This window comes from Streptomyces sp. NPDC005648 (assembly GCF_040605395.1).
Lineage (GTDB): Bacteria > Actinomycetota > Actinomycetes > Streptomycetales > Streptomycetaceae > Streptomyces.
Map to the genome: position 1 here is coordinate 18,026 of NZ_JBEXCS010000100.1, position 17,638 is coordinate 35,663.

Annotated in this window: 19 protein-coding genes and 1 pseudogene; 17 read left to right on the forward strand and 3 right to left on the reverse strand. The window is 72.3% G+C overall.

Annotated features, from left to right (window positions below; all coding sequences use genetic code 11):
• Positions 1–113 precede the first annotated feature (113 nt).
• The 10 genes from ABZT17_RS37595 (at position 114) to ABZT17_RS37640 (ending at position 8,584) form a co-directional block, all read left to right on the forward strand.
• Entirely contained in the window at positions 114–1,016 is a 903-nt protein-coding gene (locus ABZT17_RS37595) for an NAD(P)-dependent oxidoreductase (RefSeq protein ID WP_356355971.1), read from the forward strand.
• A 30-nt stretch (positions 1,017–1,046) separates the two neighbouring features.
• Positions 1,047–1,907, forward strand: coding sequence for a mycofactocin-coupled SDR family oxidoreductase (locus tag ABZT17_RS37600; protein ID WP_356355973.1), 861 nt, complete (start codon positions 1,047–1,049; stop codon positions 1,905–1,907).
• 35 nt (positions 1,908–1,942) lie between these two features.
• On the forward strand, positions 1,943–2,134 hold the full coding sequence (locus ABZT17_RS37605) for a ferredoxin (protein WP_356355975.1): 192 nt from the start codon (positions 1,943–1,945) through the stop codon (positions 2,132–2,134).
• 13 nt (positions 2,135–2,147) lie between these two features.
• On the forward strand, positions 2,148–3,512 hold the full coding sequence (locus tag ABZT17_RS37610; protein ID WP_356355977.1) for a cytochrome P450: 1,365 nt from the start codon (positions 2,148–2,150) through the stop codon (positions 3,510–3,512).
• Between the two features lie 16 nt (positions 3,513–3,528).
• Positions 3,529–5,184: an OB-fold domain-containing protein gene (locus ABZT17_RS37615; protein ID WP_356355979.1), complete on the forward strand. Its 1,656-nt coding sequence runs from the start codon at positions 3,529–3,531 to the stop codon at positions 5,182–5,184.
• Positions 5,181–6,098 carry an alpha/beta fold hydrolase gene (locus tag ABZT17_RS37620; RefSeq protein WP_356355981.1) on the forward strand — a complete coding sequence of 306 codons (918 nt, stop codon included), beginning with the start codon at positions 5,181–5,183 and terminating at the stop codon, positions 6,096–6,098. Before ABZT17_RS37615 ends, ABZT17_RS37620 begins: the two co-directional genes overlap by 4 nt.
• Positions 6,095–6,637, forward strand: coding sequence for a DoxX family protein (locus ABZT17_RS37625; RefSeq protein WP_356355983.1), 543 nt, complete (start codon positions 6,095–6,097; stop codon positions 6,635–6,637). The genes ABZT17_RS37620 and ABZT17_RS37625 overlap by 4 nt, the downstream gene beginning before the upstream one ends.
• Positions 6,634–7,473 (forward strand): NAD(P)-dependent oxidoreductase, encoded by an 840-nt coding sequence (locus ABZT17_RS37630; RefSeq protein ID WP_356355985.1) that lies wholly within the window; start codon positions 6,634–6,636, stop codon positions 7,471–7,473. Before ABZT17_RS37625 ends, ABZT17_RS37630 begins: the two co-directional genes overlap by 4 nt.
• Positions 7,474–7,555: 82 nt before the next feature.
• Positions 7,556–8,089, forward strand: a complete 534-nt coding sequence (locus ABZT17_RS37635; RefSeq protein WP_356355987.1) for a 2'-5' RNA ligase family protein — start codon at positions 7,556–7,558, stop codon at positions 8,087–8,089.
• Positions 8,090–8,230: 141 nt separating this feature from the next.
• Positions 8,231–8,584 (forward strand): hypothetical protein, encoded by a 354-nt coding sequence (locus ABZT17_RS37640; protein WP_356355988.1) that lies wholly within the window; start codon positions 8,231–8,233, stop codon positions 8,582–8,584.
• 6 nt (positions 8,585–8,590) lie between these two features.
• Here ABZT17_RS37640 and ABZT17_RS37645 read toward each other — a convergent pair whose 3' ends face one another.
• Together ABZT17_RS37645 and ABZT17_RS37650 are read right to left on the reverse strand one after the other, a co-directional pair.
• On the reverse strand, positions 8,591–9,583 hold the full coding sequence (locus ABZT17_RS37645) for a helix-turn-helix domain-containing protein (protein WP_356355990.1): 993 nt from the start codon (positions 9,581–9,583) through the stop codon (positions 8,591–8,593).
• A gap of 138 nt (positions 9,584–9,721) precedes the next feature.
• Complete coding sequence (locus tag ABZT17_RS37650) at positions 9,722–10,690, reverse strand: alpha/beta hydrolase (RefSeq protein WP_356355992.1); 969 nt, start codon at positions 10,688–10,690, stop codon at positions 9,722–9,724.
• 235 nt (positions 10,691–10,925) lie between these two features.
• On the opposite strand from ABZT17_RS37650, the pseudogene ABZT17_RS37655 reads away from it, so the two are divergent.
• The 3 genes and pseudogenes from ABZT17_RS37655 to ABZT17_RS37665 all read left to right on the forward strand — a co-directional run.
• Positions 10,926–11,144: pseudogene (locus tag ABZT17_RS37655) on the forward strand (TerC family protein); the annotation flags it as partial.
• A complete protein-coding gene (locus tag ABZT17_RS37660) occupies positions 11,128–11,304 on the forward strand; it encodes a hypothetical protein (protein WP_356356006.1) in 177 nt (58 codons plus the stop codon). The pseudogene ABZT17_RS37655 and the gene ABZT17_RS37660, both read left to right, overlap by 17 nt.
• Positions 11,305–11,396: 92 nt before the next feature.
• On the forward strand, positions 11,397–12,278 hold the full coding sequence (locus ABZT17_RS37665) for an LLM class F420-dependent oxidoreductase (RefSeq protein ID WP_356355994.1): 882 nt from the start codon (positions 11,397–11,399) through the stop codon (positions 12,276–12,278).
• 154 nt (positions 12,279–12,432) lie between these two features.
• Here the strand turns inward: ABZT17_RS37665 and ABZT17_RS37670 are convergent, their stop codons facing one another.
• A complete protein-coding gene (locus ABZT17_RS37670) occupies positions 12,433–12,996 on the reverse strand; it encodes an NAD(P)H-dependent oxidoreductase (protein WP_356355996.1) in 564 nt (187 codons plus the stop codon).
• Positions 12,997–13,095: 99 nt separating this feature from the next.
• Between ABZT17_RS37670 and ABZT17_RS37675 the strand changes: the two genes are divergently transcribed.
• From ABZT17_RS37675 to ABZT17_RS37690, 4 genes are read left to right on the forward strand one after another with little or no spacing between them, the layout of a single operon-like run.
• Positions 13,096–13,779: a TetR/AcrR family transcriptional regulator gene (locus tag ABZT17_RS37675; RefSeq protein ID WP_356355998.1), complete on the forward strand. Its 684-nt coding sequence runs from the start codon at positions 13,096–13,098 to the stop codon at positions 13,777–13,779.
• A 52-nt stretch (positions 13,780–13,831) separates the two neighbouring features.
• Positions 13,832–14,881 carry a LacI family DNA-binding transcriptional regulator gene (locus tag ABZT17_RS37680; RefSeq protein ID WP_356355999.1) on the forward strand — a complete coding sequence of 350 codons (1,050 nt, stop codon included), beginning with the start codon at positions 13,832–13,834 and terminating at the stop codon, positions 14,879–14,881.
• Between the two features lie 16 nt (positions 14,882–14,897).
• On the forward strand, positions 14,898–16,076 hold the full coding sequence (locus tag ABZT17_RS37685) for a 4-hydroxybenzoate 3-monooxygenase (protein WP_356356000.1): 1,179 nt from the start codon (positions 14,898–14,900) through the stop codon (positions 16,074–16,076).
• A gap of 30 nt (positions 16,077–16,106) precedes the next feature.
• Complete coding sequence (locus ABZT17_RS37690; RefSeq protein WP_356356002.1) at positions 16,107–17,543, forward strand: aldehyde dehydrogenase family protein; 1,437 nt, start codon at positions 16,107–16,109, stop codon at positions 17,541–17,543.
• The last annotated feature ends 95 nt before the right edge of the window (positions 17,544–17,638 follow it).

Here is a 17,638-nt window from a genome sequence, read left to right on the forward strand (position 1 = left end):
ACCTCGGCGTCTGCTGATCCGCCTCGGTCCCGACGTGACACAAAGTCGCCACAGGGGACTTCCGGGTATCAGGTCTTGAAAGTATGGTTCTCGCATTCGGAAGGGAGATTCTTGTGATCGGAGTCGTGGGCGCCGGTCGGATGGGCCGCCCGATGGTGCGACGGCTCGCCGAGGCGGGTCACGAGGTGCGCGTCCTGGGCCGGACGGCCGAGTCCCGCCGCGCGCTCGCCCAGGAACCGGCACAGGTCGTCCCCGAGGTCGCGCAGGCCGGCGAAGGCGCCGCCGCCGTACTGGTCTGCGTCCACGACGATCGGCAGGTGCGCGAGGTCTGCCTCGACAGCGGTCTACTGGCGGCCATGCCCTCCGGCAGCGTCCTCGTCGTGCACACCACCGGCAGCCCCCGCACCGTGGAAGCCGTCGCCGACCGGGCCGCGGCCCACGGCGTCGGTGTGGTCGACGCCCCCGTCAGCGGCGGCCCGCCCGATGTGGCGGCCGGCCGGATCACCCTCTTCGTCGGCGGCGACGACGACACCGTCGCCCGTGTCCGGCCCGTGCTGCGCACCTACGGCGACCCCGTACTGCACGTCGGCGCGCTCGGCACCGGCCAACGCGTGAAGCTCGTCAACAACACGGTCTTCGCCGCCCAGATCGGACTGCTCTCCCACGCGGCCCGGCTCGGCGCCGACTTGGGCCTCGACGAGAGGCTCCTGCTGGACGCCCTCACCCACGGCAGCGCGTCGAGCCGCGCGCTCGCCGGTGTCGTACGACACGGCTCGGTCGCCGAATTCGCCCGCAGCACAAGCGAGTTCCTCGGCAAGGACCTCGACGTCGTCCGCGCGGTCGCCGGTGAACTCGGCGCGGATCTCGGCGCCCTCGCCCCCGCCCTCGACGCCCTGTCCGACGCTACGGAGGCCGCGAGGGGACGCGCGGCCGCACGTGCGGTAGCGGCCACACATGCCGTCGCCGCCACAAGTGCGGTAGCGGCGGCCACGAGTTCGGGCGCGGGCACGGGCTGAAGAACCACCACGGAAGAAGGGACACCGTCCATGGGACGAGTCGAAGGCAAGGTCGCGTTCATCACCGGCGCGGCCCGCGGGCAGGGGCGCAGCCACGCCGTGCGGCTGGCCGAGGAGGGCGCGGACATCATCGCGGTGGACATCTGCCGCGACTTCGAGACGGTGCGCTACCCGATGGCCACCCTGGAGGACCTCAAGGAGACCGCCAGCCTGGTCGAGGAACAGGGGCGGCGCGTCGTCGCCCGCCAGGCCGACGTACGGGACACCGCGCAGCTGCGCGAGGCCCTGGAGGCGGGCCTCGCCGAACTCGGCGGCCTGGACATCGTGGTGGCGCAGGCGGGCATCGCGCCGCTGCGCGGCGAGCCCAAGCTGCAGGCCTGGTGCGACGCCATCGACGTCGACCTGATCGGCACCATCAACACCATCCAGGTCTGTCTGCCGCATCTGCGCGAGAGTGCCTCGGTCATCGCCACCGGCTCGACCGCCGCCCTCATGGACCACGGCATCGTCCAGACCCCGGGCAACAACCCGGGCGGCGCCGGCTACGCCTACGCCAAGCGGGCCCTGTCGGAGTACGTCCATGAACTCGCCCGCAACCTGGCGCCGTTGAAGCAGCGGGCCAACGTACTGCACCCCACCAACGTCGACACCCACATGCTGCAGAACGAGTCGATGTACGAGTCCTTCCGGCCCGATCTCGAACATCCCACCCGGGCGGACGCCGAGCCGGCGTTCGGCGTGCAGCAGGCCATGCCGATCCCGTTCGTGGAGCCCCGGGACATCAGCAACGCGCTGCTGTTCCTCGCCTCCGACGAGGCCCGCTACATCACCGGCACCCAGCTGCGGGTCGACGCCGGCGGCTACATCAAGTGGTACGACTGGCGCCGCTGAGCGGCGCGCACCCCACCGAACAGGAAGGCGAAGCCGTGAAGGTCCGCGTCGATCCGGAGCGCTGCCAGGGCCACACGCTCTGCTGGATGACCGCTCCGAAGTCGTTCCAGCTGGACGAGGTCGACGGCCACTCCTCGGCCGTCAGCGAGGACGTACCGGCCGACCAGGAGGACGACGTACGGGAAGCCGCGCACTCGTGCCCGGAACGGGCCATCCAGATCTTCTGAAAGGGGAAGGCCCGTGACCGAGGCACTCAGCGACGACGACCGCAAGAAACACCGGGTGCACTTCGACCGGCACACGCCCGAGTACCGCCACCGGTTCGAGGAGACCACCCACGAACTGCACGCCAAGTGCCCGATCGCCTGGACGGACACCCATGGCGGCCACTGGGTCGCCAGCGGCAACCGCGAGGTCTTCGAGCTGGCCCGCTCCGCCGAGTTCCTCTCCAACGACCATGACGTCAAGGGCGAACGGCGCGGCTACAAGGGCATCACCATCCCCTCGCCGCCCCGCGCCAGGGAGACCCAGGGAGGGTTCCTGGAGATGGACCCACCCGGACAGCGGCACTACCGCCAGACCCTCAACCCCTACCTCTCCCCGGCGGCCGTCAGCCGCTGGATCCCCTTCGTCGACGAGGTCGTACGCGCCTGTCTCGACGAGAGGATCGAGGAAGGCCGGATCGACTTCGTCGACGACCTCGCCAACATCGTGCCGGCCGTCCTCACCCTCGCCATGCTGGGCATCCCGCTCAAGGACTGGACCGTCTACAACGAACCGGCCCACGCCTCCGTCTACACCCCGCCCGACTCGCCCGACCTGCCGCGGGTCGAGGAGCTCAGCCGGAACATGGGCCGCTCCCTCTACACGGCCATCCTGGAGATCCGCGACAGGCCCAGGCCCGGTCTGATCGACGCGCTGGTGCACGCCCGGATCGACGGAAGGACCCCGCCCGACGACGAGTTGACCGGCGTCCTCGCCCTTCTCATCGGCGGCGGCTTCGACACGACCACGGCGCTCACCGCGCACGCCCTGGAGTGGCTGTCGGAGAATCCCGCTGAGCGGGACCGGCTCAGCCGCGAGCGCGACACTCTGCTGGACTCGGCGACCGAGGAGTTCCTGCGCTACTTCGCTCCCGCTCCGGGGGACGGCCGTACGATCTCCGCCGACTGCGAGATCGCCGGACAGAAGTTCGAGGAGGGTGAACGGTTGTGGCTGTCCTGGGCGATGGCCAACCGCGACCCGTCCGTCTTCCCCGACCCCGACCGGGTCCACCTCGACCGCAAGGGCAACCGGCACTCCAGCTTCGGCCTCGGCATCCACCGGTGCATCGGTTCGAACGTCGCCCGTACGGTGTTCAAGCGCATGGTCACGGCCGTACTGGACCGTATGCCGGACTTCCGCTGCGACCCCGGGGGCACCGTCCACTACGAGACCATCGGCATCATCCAGGGCATGCGCCACCTCCCGGCGACCTTCACGCCCGGCAAGCGGCTCGGCCCCTCCCTCGACGAGACCCTGGAAAAGCTCCAGCGAGCCTGCGACGAGCAGGATCTCGCCGCCCCGGTGACCGTACGCCCGGCCCGGGCCGACACCGGGCGCTGAGACGGAGGAGTGAGCGGTGGCCGCAGCGCCGGGGCGCCCCCTGCCCCTGATCACCGAACAGAACGAGTTCTACTGGACGTCAGGGGCGGACGGCACACTGCGCATCCAGGAGTGCACCTCGTGCACGGCCCTGATCCACCCGCCCCAGCCGGTCTGCCGGTACTGCCGCGGCCGGACCATGGGCGTACGGGCCGTCTCCGGCCACGCGACCCTCATCGGCTTCACCGTCAGCCACCGCTTCAGCCTTCCCGGGCTTCCCGCGCCGTACGTCGTCGCCCAGGTCGCTCTGGAGGAGGACCCGCGCGTCCGCCTCACCACCAACGCCGTCGAGTGCGAGCCGGACGAACTCGCCCTCGGTATGCGGATGGAGGTGGTCTTCGAGGAGGCGGGTGACGTCTGGCTGCCCCTGTTCCGCCCGACGGCCGAGCAGGGCGAGCCGGCGGCACTGCCCGAGGACGAGGTGGGGCCGGGATCAGTGCTATGTCACATACCACCGATGGTCACCCGGCAGAAATTCGAGGACAGAGCCGCCCTCACCGGCATCGGCGCCTCACGCCTCGGCCGCCGGCTGATGGTCCCCCCGCTCTCCCTCACCGTGGAGGCCTGCGAGGCCGCGGTCGCCGACGCCGGTCTCACCCTCGACGACATCGACGGCCTGGCCACCTACCCGGGCGCCGGGGCGTACGGCGGCTTCGCCGAAGGCGGTGTCACGGCACTGGAGTCGGCCCTCGGTATCCGTCCCACCTGGTACAACGGCGGCGGGGAGACCTTCGGCCCCGGAGGCTCCCTGATCGCGGCGATGCTCGCGGTGGCCGGCGGCCTCGCCCGCCATGTGCTCTGCTTCCGCACCCTCTGGGAGGCCAGCTACGGCGAGCTGGTCAGACAGGGCAGGATCACGGTCCCCGCCTCCGACGCCGGCTGGCTCAAGCCCTTCGGTGCGATCTCCGCCGCCCACACCCTCGCCCAGAACGCCCAGCGCCACTTCCACCGCTATGGCACCACCCGCGAGACCCTCGGCTGGATCGCGCTGAACCAGCGCGCCAACGCTGCCCTCAACCCCACCGCCATCTACCGCGACCCACTGACGATGGACGACTACCTCCAGGCCCGCCCCATCACCACACCCTTCGGCCTCTACGACTGCGACGTCCCCTGCGACGGAGCCGTCGCCGTCGTCGTCTCGGCCGTCGAAACCGCCCGCGACCTCGCCAAGCCACCGGTCCTCGTGGAGGCCGTCGGCACCCGGATCACCGAACGCATCGAGTGGGACCAGTCCACCCTCACCCATGAACCCCAGGTGCTCGGCCAGTCCGCCCACCTGTGGACCCGCACCACCCTGCGCCCCGAGGACGTCGACGTCGCCCAGCTCTACGACGGCTTCACCTTCAACTGCCTGTCCTGGATAGAGGCGTTGGGCTTCTGCGGCATCGGCGAGGGGAAGGACTTCCTGGACGGCGGGAAGAACATCGCCCGGGACGGCGTACTGCCCCTCAACACCCATGGCGGTCAGCTCTCCCACGGCCGCACCCACGGCATGGGTCTCGTCCACGAGGCGATCGTCCAACTGCGGGGCGAGGGCGGGGACCGCCAGGTTTCCGGAGTCCGGGTCGCCGTGGTCAGCACCGGCGGTCTCGCACCCAGCGGGGTCCTTCTCCTCAGGACGGACACGTGACCGACAGCCACCACGACATCGTGCCCGGCGCCGTCGAGGTCGACGGCATCTCCCTGTCGTACAGGGCGAGTTGGGTACGCGACCCACGGGCCGTCGTCCTCGCTCTGCACGGCGGCGGCACCACCTCGACGTACTTCGACTGCCCCGACCACCCGCGCCTCTCCCTGCTCCGCACCGCCGCCGCCCTCGGCTTCGGCGTCATCGCCCTGGACCGTCCGGGCTACGGCGCCTCCCTGCGCCACGCCGCCCGACTCACCGATCCCGCGAGGCGGGTCGACCTCACCCACGCGGCGCTGGACCGCCTGCTCGCGTCCCGCCCCGTCGGTGCGGGCGTCTTCCTCATGGCCCACTCCGCGGGCAGCGAACTCGCCGTCCGCATGGCCGCCCACCCGCGCGGAACCGGGCTGCTCGGCCTGGAGATCGCCGGCACCGGGCGCCACCACCACCCGCGTTCCGTCGGCTTCCTGGAGGGCGGCGACGAGGATCTGCGCCCGCAGGGCCGGGCCCGTGCCCGGCTCCGTGAAGCCCTGTGGGGACCGGGGCACCTGTACCCGTCCGACGTCCTCGGCGGCGCCGGCATCGCCGCCGCCTCGCCCGCGTACGAGTCCGCCGCCCGTGCATGGCGTTACGAGTTCCCGGAGTTGGCGGGCCGTGTGCGGGTGCCCGTGCAGTTCAGCCTCGGCGACCACGAGGAGGTCTGGAGCTCCGGGCCCGAGGCCCTGGCCGACATCGCCTCGCTCTTCACCGCGTCCCCTCGCGTACGCGTCAATGAACAGCCCGACAGTGGGCACAATCTGAGCCTCGGGCATGCGGCCCGGGCCTACCACCTGAGAGTGCTGTCATTCGCGGAGGAGTGCGCGGTGATCCGGGAGGCCCACCTCGCCGCGCCTCCACGACAAGGGAGAGCGGGATGAACGAAACGGATGCCGTCGCGGCTCTGCTGCGTCTGGTCCTGGGCGTCGTCATGATCGCGCACGGCTGCAACCACTGGCGCGGCGGAGGCCGTATCGCGGGCACGGCCCGCTGGTTCACCGGCCTCGGCCTCACCCACGGCATCCTGCAGGCGTGGCTCAGCGTGCTCACCGAGATCGGCGCGGGCGTCCTGCTGCTGGCCGGCCTGCTCACCCCGCTGGCCTGCGCGGCCGTGATCTCGGTGATGCTGGTCGCGGGTCTGCTCGCCCACCGCCCCAACGGGTTCTTCGTGTTCAAGGAGGGCTACGAGTACGTCCTCACACTCTCCGTCGTCGCACTGGCGCTGGCCGTGCTCGGACCCGGCGGCGCCTCCGTGGACGAGGCGGCCGGCATCGAGGTGACCGGCTGGGCGGGCGGCGGGATCGCACTCGGTGTAGCCGTCGTGGCGACCGCCGGTCTGCTCGCCACCTTCTGGCGCCCGAGGCCTTCCGCCCCGGAACCGGCGGCGGCCCCCGATCCCGTCGAGCAGGAGGCGACGTGATACGCGTCGGATTCATCGGTCTGGGCAGCCAGGGCGCTCCCATGGCCCGCAGGATCATCGAAGCGGGCCATGAGACGACCCTGTGGGCCCGTCGCCCCGCCACCCTCGTGCCCTTCGCCGACACCCCCGCGAAGCGCGCCGCGTCGCCCGCGGACCTCGCCTCGGTCAGCGACCTGGTCTGTGTCTGCGTGGTGGACGACGCGGACGTCGAGGAGGTCCTCACCGGTGAGCACGGCGTCCTGTCCGGCTTGCGCAGGGGCGGGGTGATCGCCGTGCACAGCACCGTCCACCCCGACACCTGCCGCCGTCTCGCGGACCGGGCCCGCACCCATGGCGTCACCCTGGTCGACGCCCCCGTCAGCGGGGGAGGTCCACGGGCCGCCGAGGGCAGGCTGGTCGTCATGGTCGGGGGCGAGCCCGGCACGGTCGCCTACTGCCGTCCGGTGTTCGCCACCTACGGCGATCCCGTCGTCCACACCGGCCCGCTGGGCACCGGACAGGTGGCGAAGCTCCTCAACAACCTGCTGTTCACGGCCAACCTGGCGACGGCCGCCGACACCCTCGCCCTCGGCCGCGACCTCGCCGTCGACCCCGCCGCGCTCGCCCTGATCCTCGGCAGGGGCAGCGCGGCCAGCTTCGCCCTGGACCGCGTCGCCTCCGCCGGCGCCACCCTGGACCGCATCGCCGCCCATGCGGGCCCCCTGCTCCGCAAGGACGTCCGGCTGATGACCGATGTCGCCGGGGCGGAGGGCGCCACCGCCGGCATCGTCACCGCGGCGGCGGACGCGGCGCTCGCCCTGATGAACCAGCGGCGCTCGACGGCCGGTGAGCTCTGAAGACATCGGCCGAAGCGCTCACGCCGCGTGTGCGGGTCATGTCCTGTCGTCGTCGCCGTGATCCGGCTGGTACACCCATGGCATGGCAGACGACACATCCGAAATCTTCAAGGCCGGCCAGACGGCACTGGTCGTGCCCGTGCCGGAGGCCGAACCCGCGGTCCGGGCCGCGCGGGAGCGCTACGACCCCGCCGCCCGGGCCGGTGTCCCCGCCCATGTCACCGTGCTGTTCCCCTTCCTGCACGCGTCCCTCGTCGACGACGGCACCTGCGCCACCCTGGACGAGATCATCGGACGCCACCGCTCCTTCGACGTGCGGTTCGAGGAGTGCGGCCGCTTCCCCGGCGTGCTCTATCTCGCCCCGGCCCCGGACGCCCCCTTCCGCCGGCTCACCGACTCGATCGTGGAACGCTGGCCTCAAGCCCCGCCGTACGGCGGCAAGTACGAACCCCACCCGCATCTGACGGTCGCCCAGGGCCAGGACGAGACGGTCCTCGACCGGCTCGAAGCGGACCTCCGGCCGGGTCTGCCGATCACCGCCCGGGTGCCGACGGTCGACCTGGTCGTCCACACCGGCACCGAATGGCGGCACCGCGCGTCCTTCGCCCTCCGCTAGGGCGTGTTGCGAAAGTCCCGCCTGCCGGGCGCAACACGCCCTAGCCGACCGAAACCCCTTGGCGGGCACGCCCGTCGGGCCGGTACCGTCCGGACTCCCGATCGACCGCGCCGGCGGCCGGTCCTCCCGGAGGCGAACACCATGACCACCCCGCGACCGACGACGACCCTGTGGCGCCCGACCGGCCCCGCGGAGCTGGACCTGGTCCGGGAGCTCGGCTGGCGTGCCTGGCCGCCGCGGCTGCCCGAGCAGCCGATCTTCTACCCCGTCCTCAACGAGGAGTACGCCGTCAAGATCGCCCGCGACTGGAACGTGAAGCACGACGGTGCCGGTTTCGTCACCCGCTTCGAGGTGGACACGGAGTTCCTCGGCCGCTATCCGGTGCGGCGGGCGGGCGGTGAGACGATCCTCGAACTCTGGGTGCCCGCCGAGGAGCTGGACGAGTTCAACGCCCATCTCGTCGGCGAGATCCAGGTCGTGCACGAGTTCGGATGAGGTCGGTCACGGCCGGGCCAGGTGTCGCATGGTCAGGGCCAGTTGAAGCCTGAGCCGGCCCTGTGGCGTGCGCAGCGGCCAGCCCAGCAGATGCTCGGCCTGGGTCAGACGGTCCTGGAGCGTGGAGTGGTGCACGTTGATCTCGGCCGCCGCCGCCCGCTGGCTCGCCGTCGAGGCGACCGCGTGCAGCGTCGCCAGCAGACCGGGCACCGCCGCCGTGGCCGCCTCCAGCGCCCGTACGTCGGGCGGCGGCTCGGCACCCGGTACGACGAGATCCGCGAGCAGCGCGATCCCGCCCAGCTCGTCGGCGTACACCACCCGCGGGCCGGGGTCCTGCGCGGTGCCCTCGGCGGTGAACCGCAGGGCCGTGCGCGCCGCCGCCCAGGACCGCGGGAGGTCCGGCACCGGGACGGCGGGCCCCACTCCGAGGCGGCCGGGGGGAAGGGCGCCGAGGTCGACCGCGATGCGGGGCCGGTCGTCCCCCGAGGCGAGGGCCCGTACCCGTGCCGTGGGGACGATGCCGAGCGCACGAACCGCGTGCAGCCGCGTCGGTTCGGGCACCGAGGCGTCCAGCAGGGTCTCCACCAGCGCCGGATCGTCGGCGGGGGAGGCGGGGGCGCGGCCCCGGGTGCGGTCCAGGACCAGCCGTATCGCACCGGCGGCCCGTTCGAGGATCACCGCGTCGACCACGTTCGGCCCGGTCTCCGCCCGCTCCAGCCACAGCGACGGCTCGCCGCCGGGCTCCAGCGCCGCACAGGGCCAGTCCGCGTCCGGCGGGGTGTCGGAGTCCCTGCGGACCCCGTCCGGCTCGACCCGCAGCCGTACCCGCCGGCCCGTGTCGACCAGCCGCGCCGGGCATCCGGCCAGCACGGCGGCCCCGCGCACCAGCGCCTCGAGACCGGCCCGTGTCTCGGCCAGCCGGTCGAAGTAGGAGATGACCTGCACCGCGGCCCCGGCATCCGGGTCCAGCGCGGTCAGCCGTCCCGCCAGCTCTTTCATACGCACATGGTGCGGTATGCGGCCCCGCGATGGGGAGTCCGGTTCCGTATCGCCTCACTTCACCGGGCACCCGCCGGTCGGCACGTCGTCGGTGTGCCGAGCGCGAACCGGCGGGCTCCCCTCCTCATGGCCGTACCGTCATGCGTCGAGCAGCCGCCGCAGCCAGTTCAGATGTGCCGCCCGTGACGACTGGGACAGGGCCGCCTGCGGGGCGAAGCCGTCGAAGCCGTGGAAGCCGCCGGGCCAGACGTGGAGCTCGGCGATTCCGCCGGACTGCCAGATCCGGGAGGCGTAGGCGACGACCTCGTCGCGGAAGGTCTCCGCGGAACCCACGTCGAGGAAGGCCGGGGGCAGACCGGTCAGGTCCTCGGCGCGGGCGGCTGCTGCGTACGGCGACACGTCCGGGCCGCCGCGCTCCGCGCCGAGCAGCGCCGTCCAGCCGGTCTCGTTGGCCGTGCGGTCCCAGACGCCGAGCCCCGCCATCTGGTGGGAGGACGGAGTGTCGTTGCGGTCGTCCAGCATCGGGCACATCAGCACCTGCCCGATCGGACGCGGACCCTTGCGGTCGCGGGTGAGCAGGGCGAGCGCGGCGCTGAGCCCGCCGCCCGCGCTGGCGCCCGCGATCACGATCCGCTCGGGGTCGCCGCCGAACTCCTCGGCGTGTTCGGCCGTCCACACCAGACCGGCGTACACGTCCTCGATCGGCGCCGGGTGCGGGTGCTCCGGCGCCAGCCGGTACTCGACCGAGACCACGACCGCGTCGAGCTCCTTGCCCCAGGCCAGCGGTACGTCCACGCCGACCCGGTTGTTGCCCAGGATCATGCCGCCGCCGTGGACGTGGTAGATCACGGGCCGCGGGGCCGCGCCCGCGGCGGGACGGGCGATCAGCAGCGAGATGTCGGGGGCGTTCTCCGGGCCGGGCACGGTCCGGTCCTCGACCTCGTAGAACCCGTCGAGGGTCACGTCGAGGTCGGCCAGCATCTCGATGCCGGGGCCCTGGCGCACCAGGTCGATCTCGTCGAGGGTGAGGCCGGGCTGTACGACCTGGTTGACCAGTTCCAGGGCGGCGGCGAGCTCTGGGTCGAACGGGGGCGGAATCTGCGACATGGCTTCTCCTCACGCGGGGCGCGGCGGCTCTGGTCCGACATGATCCGCGCATCCGCCCCGCGCCGGACCGCCGCCGTCCGGCGGAACCTGCCCGCCGTTCGGCGGGTGGCCGTGCCCGCACCGGCCCGCGACCCTCACTCCTGTACCAGGTCGTGACCCTTTGTTCGCCTGTGAGGGGTGGAAAGGATCACATGTGACGACATCGCTGTCGAGCCCCCCACCGGCACTCTGCGCACTGGTCGCGGTCGACTTCTTCGCGGGACCCACCGGTGAGTTCTTCGCCGGGTACATCACCGAGAAGTCGCTGAGCGTCGACAACCTCTTCGTCTTCGTGCTGATCATGGGCAAGTTCGCGGTGCCCTCGCAGTGCCGGCAGCGGGTGCTGACGGTCGGCGTCCTGGTGGCGCTCGTGCTGCGGGCCGGCTTCATCGCGGCCGGTGCGGCGATCGTCTCGGCGGCTGGTCCACCTCAGCTACGGCCTGTCGATCATCCTGGGCTTCATCGTGCTGGTCCTCACGGTCACCACGATCACCAGCCTGCGCGCCTCGAAGGGGCAGGAGGGGCGCGAGCGGCAGGAAGCGGTGGACACGCCCGAGGCGGAGCCCACCGTCTGACGTCCGACCGTGCCGCGAACCCTTGACTTCGAGAGCGCTCCAACGCCTAGCGTCTGCGGGGAAGGCATGGGTGTGGCGGAACGGAGAGCAGCATGCGGGTAGGCGTACACATCAACCGGTTCAACCACAGCGGGGGCGGGCCCGCGCTCGGGGCCGAACTGGCCGCCGCCGGTGCCGCGGCGGAGGCCGCCGGAGTCAGCTGGCTGTCGGTGATGGACCACTACTTCCAGATGGAGTTCAACGGCGGCGCCGAGGACCCCATGCTGGAGGCCTACAGCACCCTCTCCTACCTCGCCGCCCACACCTCCACGGTCCGTCTGGGCGCGCTGGTGACCGGAGTGACGTACCGCCATCCCGGTCTGCTGGCCAAGATCGCCACCACTCTCGACGTGCTGTCCGGCGGGCGTGCCACCCTCGGCCTCGGGGCGGCCTGGTACGACCGTGAGCACGAGGGACTCGGCGTGCCGTTCCCGCCGCTGGCCGAGCGGTTCGAGCGGCTGGAGGAGGCCCTGCGGATCTGTCTGCAGATGTGGGACCCCGAGGCCAACGGCCCCTTCGAGGGTAAGTACTACCGGCTCGCCGAGACCCTCTGCGTGCCGGCGCCGGTCAGCAGCCCGCGCCCCGAGATCATGATCGGCGGGGGAGGGGAGAAGAAGACCCTGCGTCTGGTGGCCCGCCACGGCGACGCGTGCAACCTCTTCGCGACCTCGCCGGAGGAGGTCCGCCACAAGCTCGACGTGCTGCGCGGCCACTGCGCGACCGAGGGACGCGACTACGCGGACGTCCGCAAGACGGTCACCTACTTCAGCGAGGCGGCGAACGAGGGGGACGTCGAGGAGGTCCTCAAGGACGTCGCGGGCTACACGGGGCTCGGCATCGACACCCTGATCCTCTCGCCTCGGCTCGGCGAGACCTCGGGGTGGATGGAGCGGTTCGTCGCGCCGCTGGTGCCGCGCCTCGCCGAACTGGACTGAGGTCGGACGGGGCGCCGCGGCCGTGGTGTGCCGGGACACCACCTGGAAGGGCTCGGCGCCGTCGGGCCGGCCGGCCGCGGCGGCGGTCGCGTGAGACATGGAGAGGGCCGGAGCCATCGGGCTCCGGCCCTCCATGGGGTCAGGTCCGCACCGGTCAGGCGGCGGCGGCCTCGCCCACGTGGCCGTGCAGACCGGCGATCACCTCGGTGAGCTGGGCGGCCACCTCGGCGTCGTCGGCCGGGTGGGTCTCCGCGAAGCGGACCACGGAGCCGGGGATGGAGAGCTTGACGTCCTCGAGGACCTTGGCGCCGGCGATGCCCAGGGCCTTGCGGGTCTCGTCCTGCGCCCACACGCCACCGAACTGGCCGAACGCGGTGCCGACCACGGCGGCGGGCTTGCCGCCGAAGGCGCCGGCGCCGTACGGACGGGACAGCCAGTCGATCGCGTTCTTCAGGACGGCCGGGATGGTGCCGTTGTACTCGGGGGAGAAGAACAGGAAGCCGTCGGCCGCCTGGGCGGCGGCGCGCAGCTTGGCGGCGGCGGCCGGGACGTCGCCCTCGACGTCGATGTCCTCGTTGTAGAACGGGATCTCGGCGAGGCCCTCGAAGATCTCGACGTCCGCACCCTCGGGCGCGAACTTGACGGCCGCCTCGGCGAGCTGGCGGTTGTGCGAACCGGCGCGAAGACTGCCGACGAGCGCGAGGATACGAACAGACATGCGAACTCCAAAGTGCTGAAACACTGCTGTCATAATCCGGACCGGGGTCCGTTTATTGTTCTAGCACCCTAACCGGACCGCGGTCCAGTTTTGTTCCCGATGCTTTACGCTGTCTTCATGTCCGCCTCCCTTCCGCCCTTCCCGAGGCCCCAGGAGCCCTTCGGGGAGGCCGAGTTGCTGCAGCTCGGCTCCGCCGTGGACGAGCCGTGCCTGCGCGCCGACGCCGCCCGCAACCGGGCCCGGCTGCTGGACGCGGCCGCCCGGCTGATAGCCGAGCACGGGGTGGCGGGGGTCACGATGGAGGCGGTGGCCGCCGCGGCCGAGGTGGGCAAGGGGACCGTCTTCCGGCGCTTCGGGGACCGCACCGGCCTGCTGACGGCGCTGCTCGACCACTCGGCGAAGAAGCTGCAGGCCGACTTCCTCGGCGGACCTCCGCCGCTGGGCCCCGGCGCGCCGCCCCTCGACCGGTTGCGGGCGTTCGGTGTGGCGGTGCTGTACCGCTCGGTGGAGCAGCTGGATCTGCAGCTCGCCGCCCAGCCGGAGCCGACCCGCCGGTTCTCCCACCCGTCGATGCGGGCGCTGCACACCCACATCCTGCTGCTGCTGCGCGGGATCGTGCCGGACGCCGACTGCGAACTGCTCACCCAGACCCTGCTGAGCTACCTCGACCCCGCGCTCGTCCACCATCTGACCCGGCAGTGCGGAATGCCCATGGAGCGGCTCGAGGCGGGCTGGGTGGACCTGGTCGCCCGCGTGACCCGCACGGAGCCGCCGAGCGGCTGAGCACCATCCTCGGAGCACCCCGAATGTGGCCTCGGCCACAGGTTCTGCGAAGATGCCGTACGTCATGGTGCAGATACCGAAAACACCCGCGCCCTCGTCCCCGGCACCCCGCCCCGTGCCCACGAGCGCCGATGTGGCCCGCCTGGCCGGGGTCTCGCGCGCGACCGTCTCCTACGTGCTCAACAACACCAGCGCCGTACGGATCAGCGAACCCACCCGCCGCCGGGTCCACGAGGCCGCCAAGGAGCTCGGGTACGTGCCGCACGCCGCCGCCCGCAGCCTGCGCGCCGGACACAGCCGCATGGTCCTGATGCCCGCGCCGACCTTCCCGGTGGGGCCGCTCTACAGCCAGTTCATCAGCGAACTCCAGTGGGAACTCGGCCGTCTCGACTACACCGTCGTCCAGTACGGCAGCGTCGGCCTGCACGGTGACGAGGCCGCCCGTGCCTGGGCCGAACTGCGCCCGGTCGCCGTCCTGGTGCCCGGCGCCGGCGCCCTCGGCCCGCAGGGCGTCACGGTGCTCAAGCGCTCCGGCGCCCGGGCGGTGGTCACCCTCGGCCCCGAGTCCGTCGACGGCGCCCACGCCCTGCTCATGGACCACCAGGCCGTCGGCCACTGCGCCGGCGCCCACCTCCACGACCGCGGCAGGCGCCGTATCGGCGTGGTGGTGCCCGAGGAGGACGGGCTGGAGGCCTTCTCCCTGCCCCGCCTCGCAGGTGTGCGTGGCGCGGCGGAGGACACCGAGGCGACCGTCACCGAGCTGCCCCTCGCCTACGAGGAGGAGTCCGCGGCCCGCCTCGCCGCCCGCTGGCGCGAACTCGACCTGGACGCCGTGTTCGCGTACAACGACGAATACGCGATGCTGCTCATGCGCGCCCTGCAGGACGCCGGGGTGCGCATCCCGGAGGACACGGCCGTCATCGGCGCCGACGACCTCATGCTCGGCAGGCTCCTGCGGCCCCGGCTGAGCACGGTCCACATCGAGCTGCCGTCCGGCCGTGACCTCGCCGAACTGGTCGACCGCGCGGTCCGCAACCCCGGTGCCGCGCCCGAGACGCACAAGGTGCTCGGAGCCACGGTGGTCCACCGCGACTCCAGCTGAATCCCGGGAGGCGGGCATGCGCACCAAGGTCGGCATCATCGGCGGCGGCCCCGCCGGGCTGCTCCTGGCCCGGCTGCTGCACCGCGCCGGCATCGACTGCGTCGTCCTGGAGGCGCGGACGCGGGAGTACGTCGAGCAGCGCCAGCGCGCCGGGATGCTGGAGCAGGGCACGGTCGACGCCCTGCGCGAGGCCGACGCCGCCGAGCGGCTCAACGCCGAGGGGCTGGTCCACCAGGGCATCGAGCTGCGCTTCGACCGCGAACGCCACCACATCGACTTCCCCACCCTCACCGGCGGCCGGACCGTCACCATCTACGCCCAGACCGAGATCGTGAAGGATCTCGTCGCCCTCCAACTGGCCGACGGGCCAACGCTGTTGTTCGAGGCGGAGGCGATCGCGATCGAGAAGGCGGAGAGCGCGTCCCCCGTCGTACGGTTTCTGCACGAGGGCCGCGAACACACCCTGGACTGCGACTGGGTGGTCGGCTGCGACGGCTTCCACGGCATCTCCCGCGACACCCTCCCGGCCGAGGTCGGCCGCTCGCACGCGCACGACTACCCGTACTCCTGGCTCGGCGTCCTCGCCGACGTGGCGCCGTCCTGCGAGGAGCTCATCTACGCGCGCGGGGAGAAGGGCTTCGCCCTGCACAGCATGCGCTCGGCCCATGTCTCCCGTCTCTACCTCCAGGTCCCGAACGGCACCGTCCCCGACGACTGGCCCGACGACCGCATCTGGGACGAGCTCGCCGCCCGCTTCGCCATCGACGCCGACTGGACGCTGCGCCGCGGCCCCATCACCGCCAAGGCCGTGACACCGATGCGCAGCTATGTCCACGAGCCGATGCGCCACGGCCGTCTGCTGCTCGCCGGGGACGCCGCCCACATCGTGCCGCCGACCGGCGCCAAGGGCCTCAACCTCGCCGTCTCCGACGTCCGCGTCCTGGCCCGGGCCTTCGTCGAACTGCACCGCAGCGGATCCGAGCGACTCCTCGACGGCTATTCGGACGTGTGCCTCGCACGGGTGTGGCAGGCCACGCGATTCTCGTACGACATGACTAAGATGTTGCACGCTCAACCAGATGGGGACGCGTTCGAGAGCCGGCTGCAGCTCGCACGGTTGCGCCGTATCACCGCGTCCCGCCACGCGGCGGCCGAACTGGCCGCCAACTACTCGGGACTTCCGCTCATGGCCTGAGTCCCGCCGGTGACGAAACGGAGAGCCGCCATGCCGTTGCTCGACCCGAAGACCTGGCAGTCCCGCCCCCTCTCGGGGCCCGAGTACGCCGTGACGGAGCCCGCCACCGGGGACACCCTCGCCACCGTCACCCTCGCCTCGGCCCAGGACGTCGCCCCGGCCGCCGAGGCCGCCCGCGCCGCCCAGGCCGAGTGGGCCCGCGCCCCCCACTTCGTACGCGCCGCGGTCCTGCGCAAGGCCGGTGACCTGTTCGCCGCGCACGCCGACGAACTGCGCGACTGGATCGTCCGTGAGTCGGGCTCCATCCCCGGCAAGGCGGACTTCGAACTGCATGTCGCCGCCCAGGAGTGCTACGAGGCCGCCGCGATCGCCTCCCGGCCGGCCGGACAGATCCTGCCCAGCGAGGCGCCGAGGCTGTCGTACACCCGGCGGGTCCCGGTCGGTGTGGTCGGCGTGATCGCGCCGTTCAACGCCCCGCTGATCCTCTCCATCCGCTCCGTCGCCCCGGCCCTCGCGCTCGGCAACGCGGTCGTGCTGAAGCCGGACCCGCGCACGGCGGTGTGCGGCGGTCTGGCCCTGGCCGCGGTCCTCGCGGAGGCGGGCCTGCCGGACGGACTCCTCCATGTGCTGCCCGGCGGTCCGGACGTCGGCCAGGCCCTGGTCGCCGACCCGCTGGTGCCGGTCATCTCCTTCACCGGCTCCACCGCGGCCGGCCGCGCGGTCGGCGAGGCCGCCGGACGCCACCTCAAGCGCGTCCACCTGGAACTCGGCGGCAACTCCGCCCTGGTCGTCCTCGAGGACGCCGACATCGACGCGGTGATCTCCACGGCGGCCTGGGGCTCGTTCTTCCACCAGGGCCAGATCTGCATGACGACCGGCCGCCACCTGGTCCACCAGTCGCTGTACGAGGACTACGTCGAGCGGCTGGCGGCCAAGGCCGACTTGCTCGCCGTGGGCGACCCGCACCGCGAGCAGGTCCACCTCGGCCCGATCATCGACGACGCCCAGCTCACCAAGGTGCGCGGGCTGGTCGACGCCAGCACCTCCCGGGGTGCCAAGCTGGCCGCGGGCGGCACCCACGACCGGCTCTTCTACCGGCCGACGGTCCTCGCGGGCGTCGACGACCAGACCCCGGCCTACGCCGAGGAGGTCTTCGGCCCGGTCGCGCCGGTACGGTCCTTCGCCACCGCCGACGAGGCGGCGGCCCTCGCCGCGGCCGGCGAGTACGGCCTGTCGCTCGGCATCGTCACCCGTGACACGGCCCGCGGCCTCGACCTCGCCGAGCGCATCCCGACCGGCATCGTCCACATCAACGACCAGACGGTGAACGACGAGGCCGTGGCGCCCTTCGGCGGTATCGCTGCGTCCGGCACCGGCGCCCGCTTCGGCGGCGAGGCCAACGTGGAGGCCTTCACCGACGTGCGCTGGACGACGGTACGCGGCGACGTGGCGGCCTACCCCTTCTAGGGTGTGTTGCGAAAGTCCCGTCGTCCGCCCGGAGGGCGGGCCGGGCGGCGTCTGGGCGTGCTCTCGGCGTGCCGGGCGGCGAGCGGCAGGCGGCC

Excerpts from the sequence above, each read along its gene's own strand:
- ABZT17_RS37600 (WP_356355973.1), top strand. The coding sequence starts at position 1,047 with ATGGGACGAGTCGAAGGCAAGGTCGCGTTCATCACCGGCGCGGCCCGC.
- ABZT17_RS37625 (WP_356355983.1), top strand. The coding sequence starts at position 6,095 with ATGAACGAAACGGATGCCGTCGCGGCTCTGCTGCGTCTGGTCCTGGGC.
- ABZT17_RS37635 (WP_356355987.1), top strand. The coding sequence starts at position 7,556 with ATGGCAGACGACACATCCGAAATCTTCAAGGCCGGCCAGACGGCACTG.
- ABZT17_RS37640 (WP_356355988.1), top strand. The coding sequence starts at position 8,231 with ATGACCACCCCGCGACCGACGACGACCCTGTGGCGCCCGACCGGCCCC.
- ABZT17_RS37645 (WP_356355990.1), bottom strand. The coding sequence starts at position 9,583 with ATGAAAGAGCTGGCGGGACGGCTGACCGCGCTGGACCCGGATGCCGGG.
- ABZT17_RS37650 (WP_356355992.1), bottom strand. The coding sequence starts at position 10,690 with ATGTCGCAGATTCCGCCCCCGTTCGACCCAGAGCTCGCCGCCGCCCTG.
- ABZT17_RS37665 (WP_356355994.1), top strand. The coding sequence starts at position 11,397 with ATGCGGGTAGGCGTACACATCAACCGGTTCAACCACAGCGGGGGCGGG.
- ABZT17_RS37670 (WP_356355996.1), bottom strand. The coding sequence starts at position 12,996 with ATGTCTGTTCGTATCCTCGCGCTCGTCGGCAGTCTTCGCGCCGGTTCG.
- ABZT17_RS37675 (WP_356355998.1), top strand. The coding sequence starts at position 13,096 with ATGCTTTACGCTGTCTTCATGTCCGCCTCCCTTCCGCCCTTCCCGAGG.
- ABZT17_RS37680 (WP_356355999.1), top strand. The coding sequence starts at position 13,832 with ATGCCGTACGTCATGGTGCAGATACCGAAAACACCCGCGCCCTCGTCC.
- ABZT17_RS37685 (WP_356356000.1), top strand. The coding sequence starts at position 14,898 with ATGCGCACCAAGGTCGGCATCATCGGCGGCGGCCCCGCCGGGCTGCTC.
- ABZT17_RS37690 (WP_356356002.1), top strand. The coding sequence starts at position 16,107 with ATGCCGTTGCTCGACCCGAAGACCTGGCAGTCCCGCCCCCTCTCGGGG.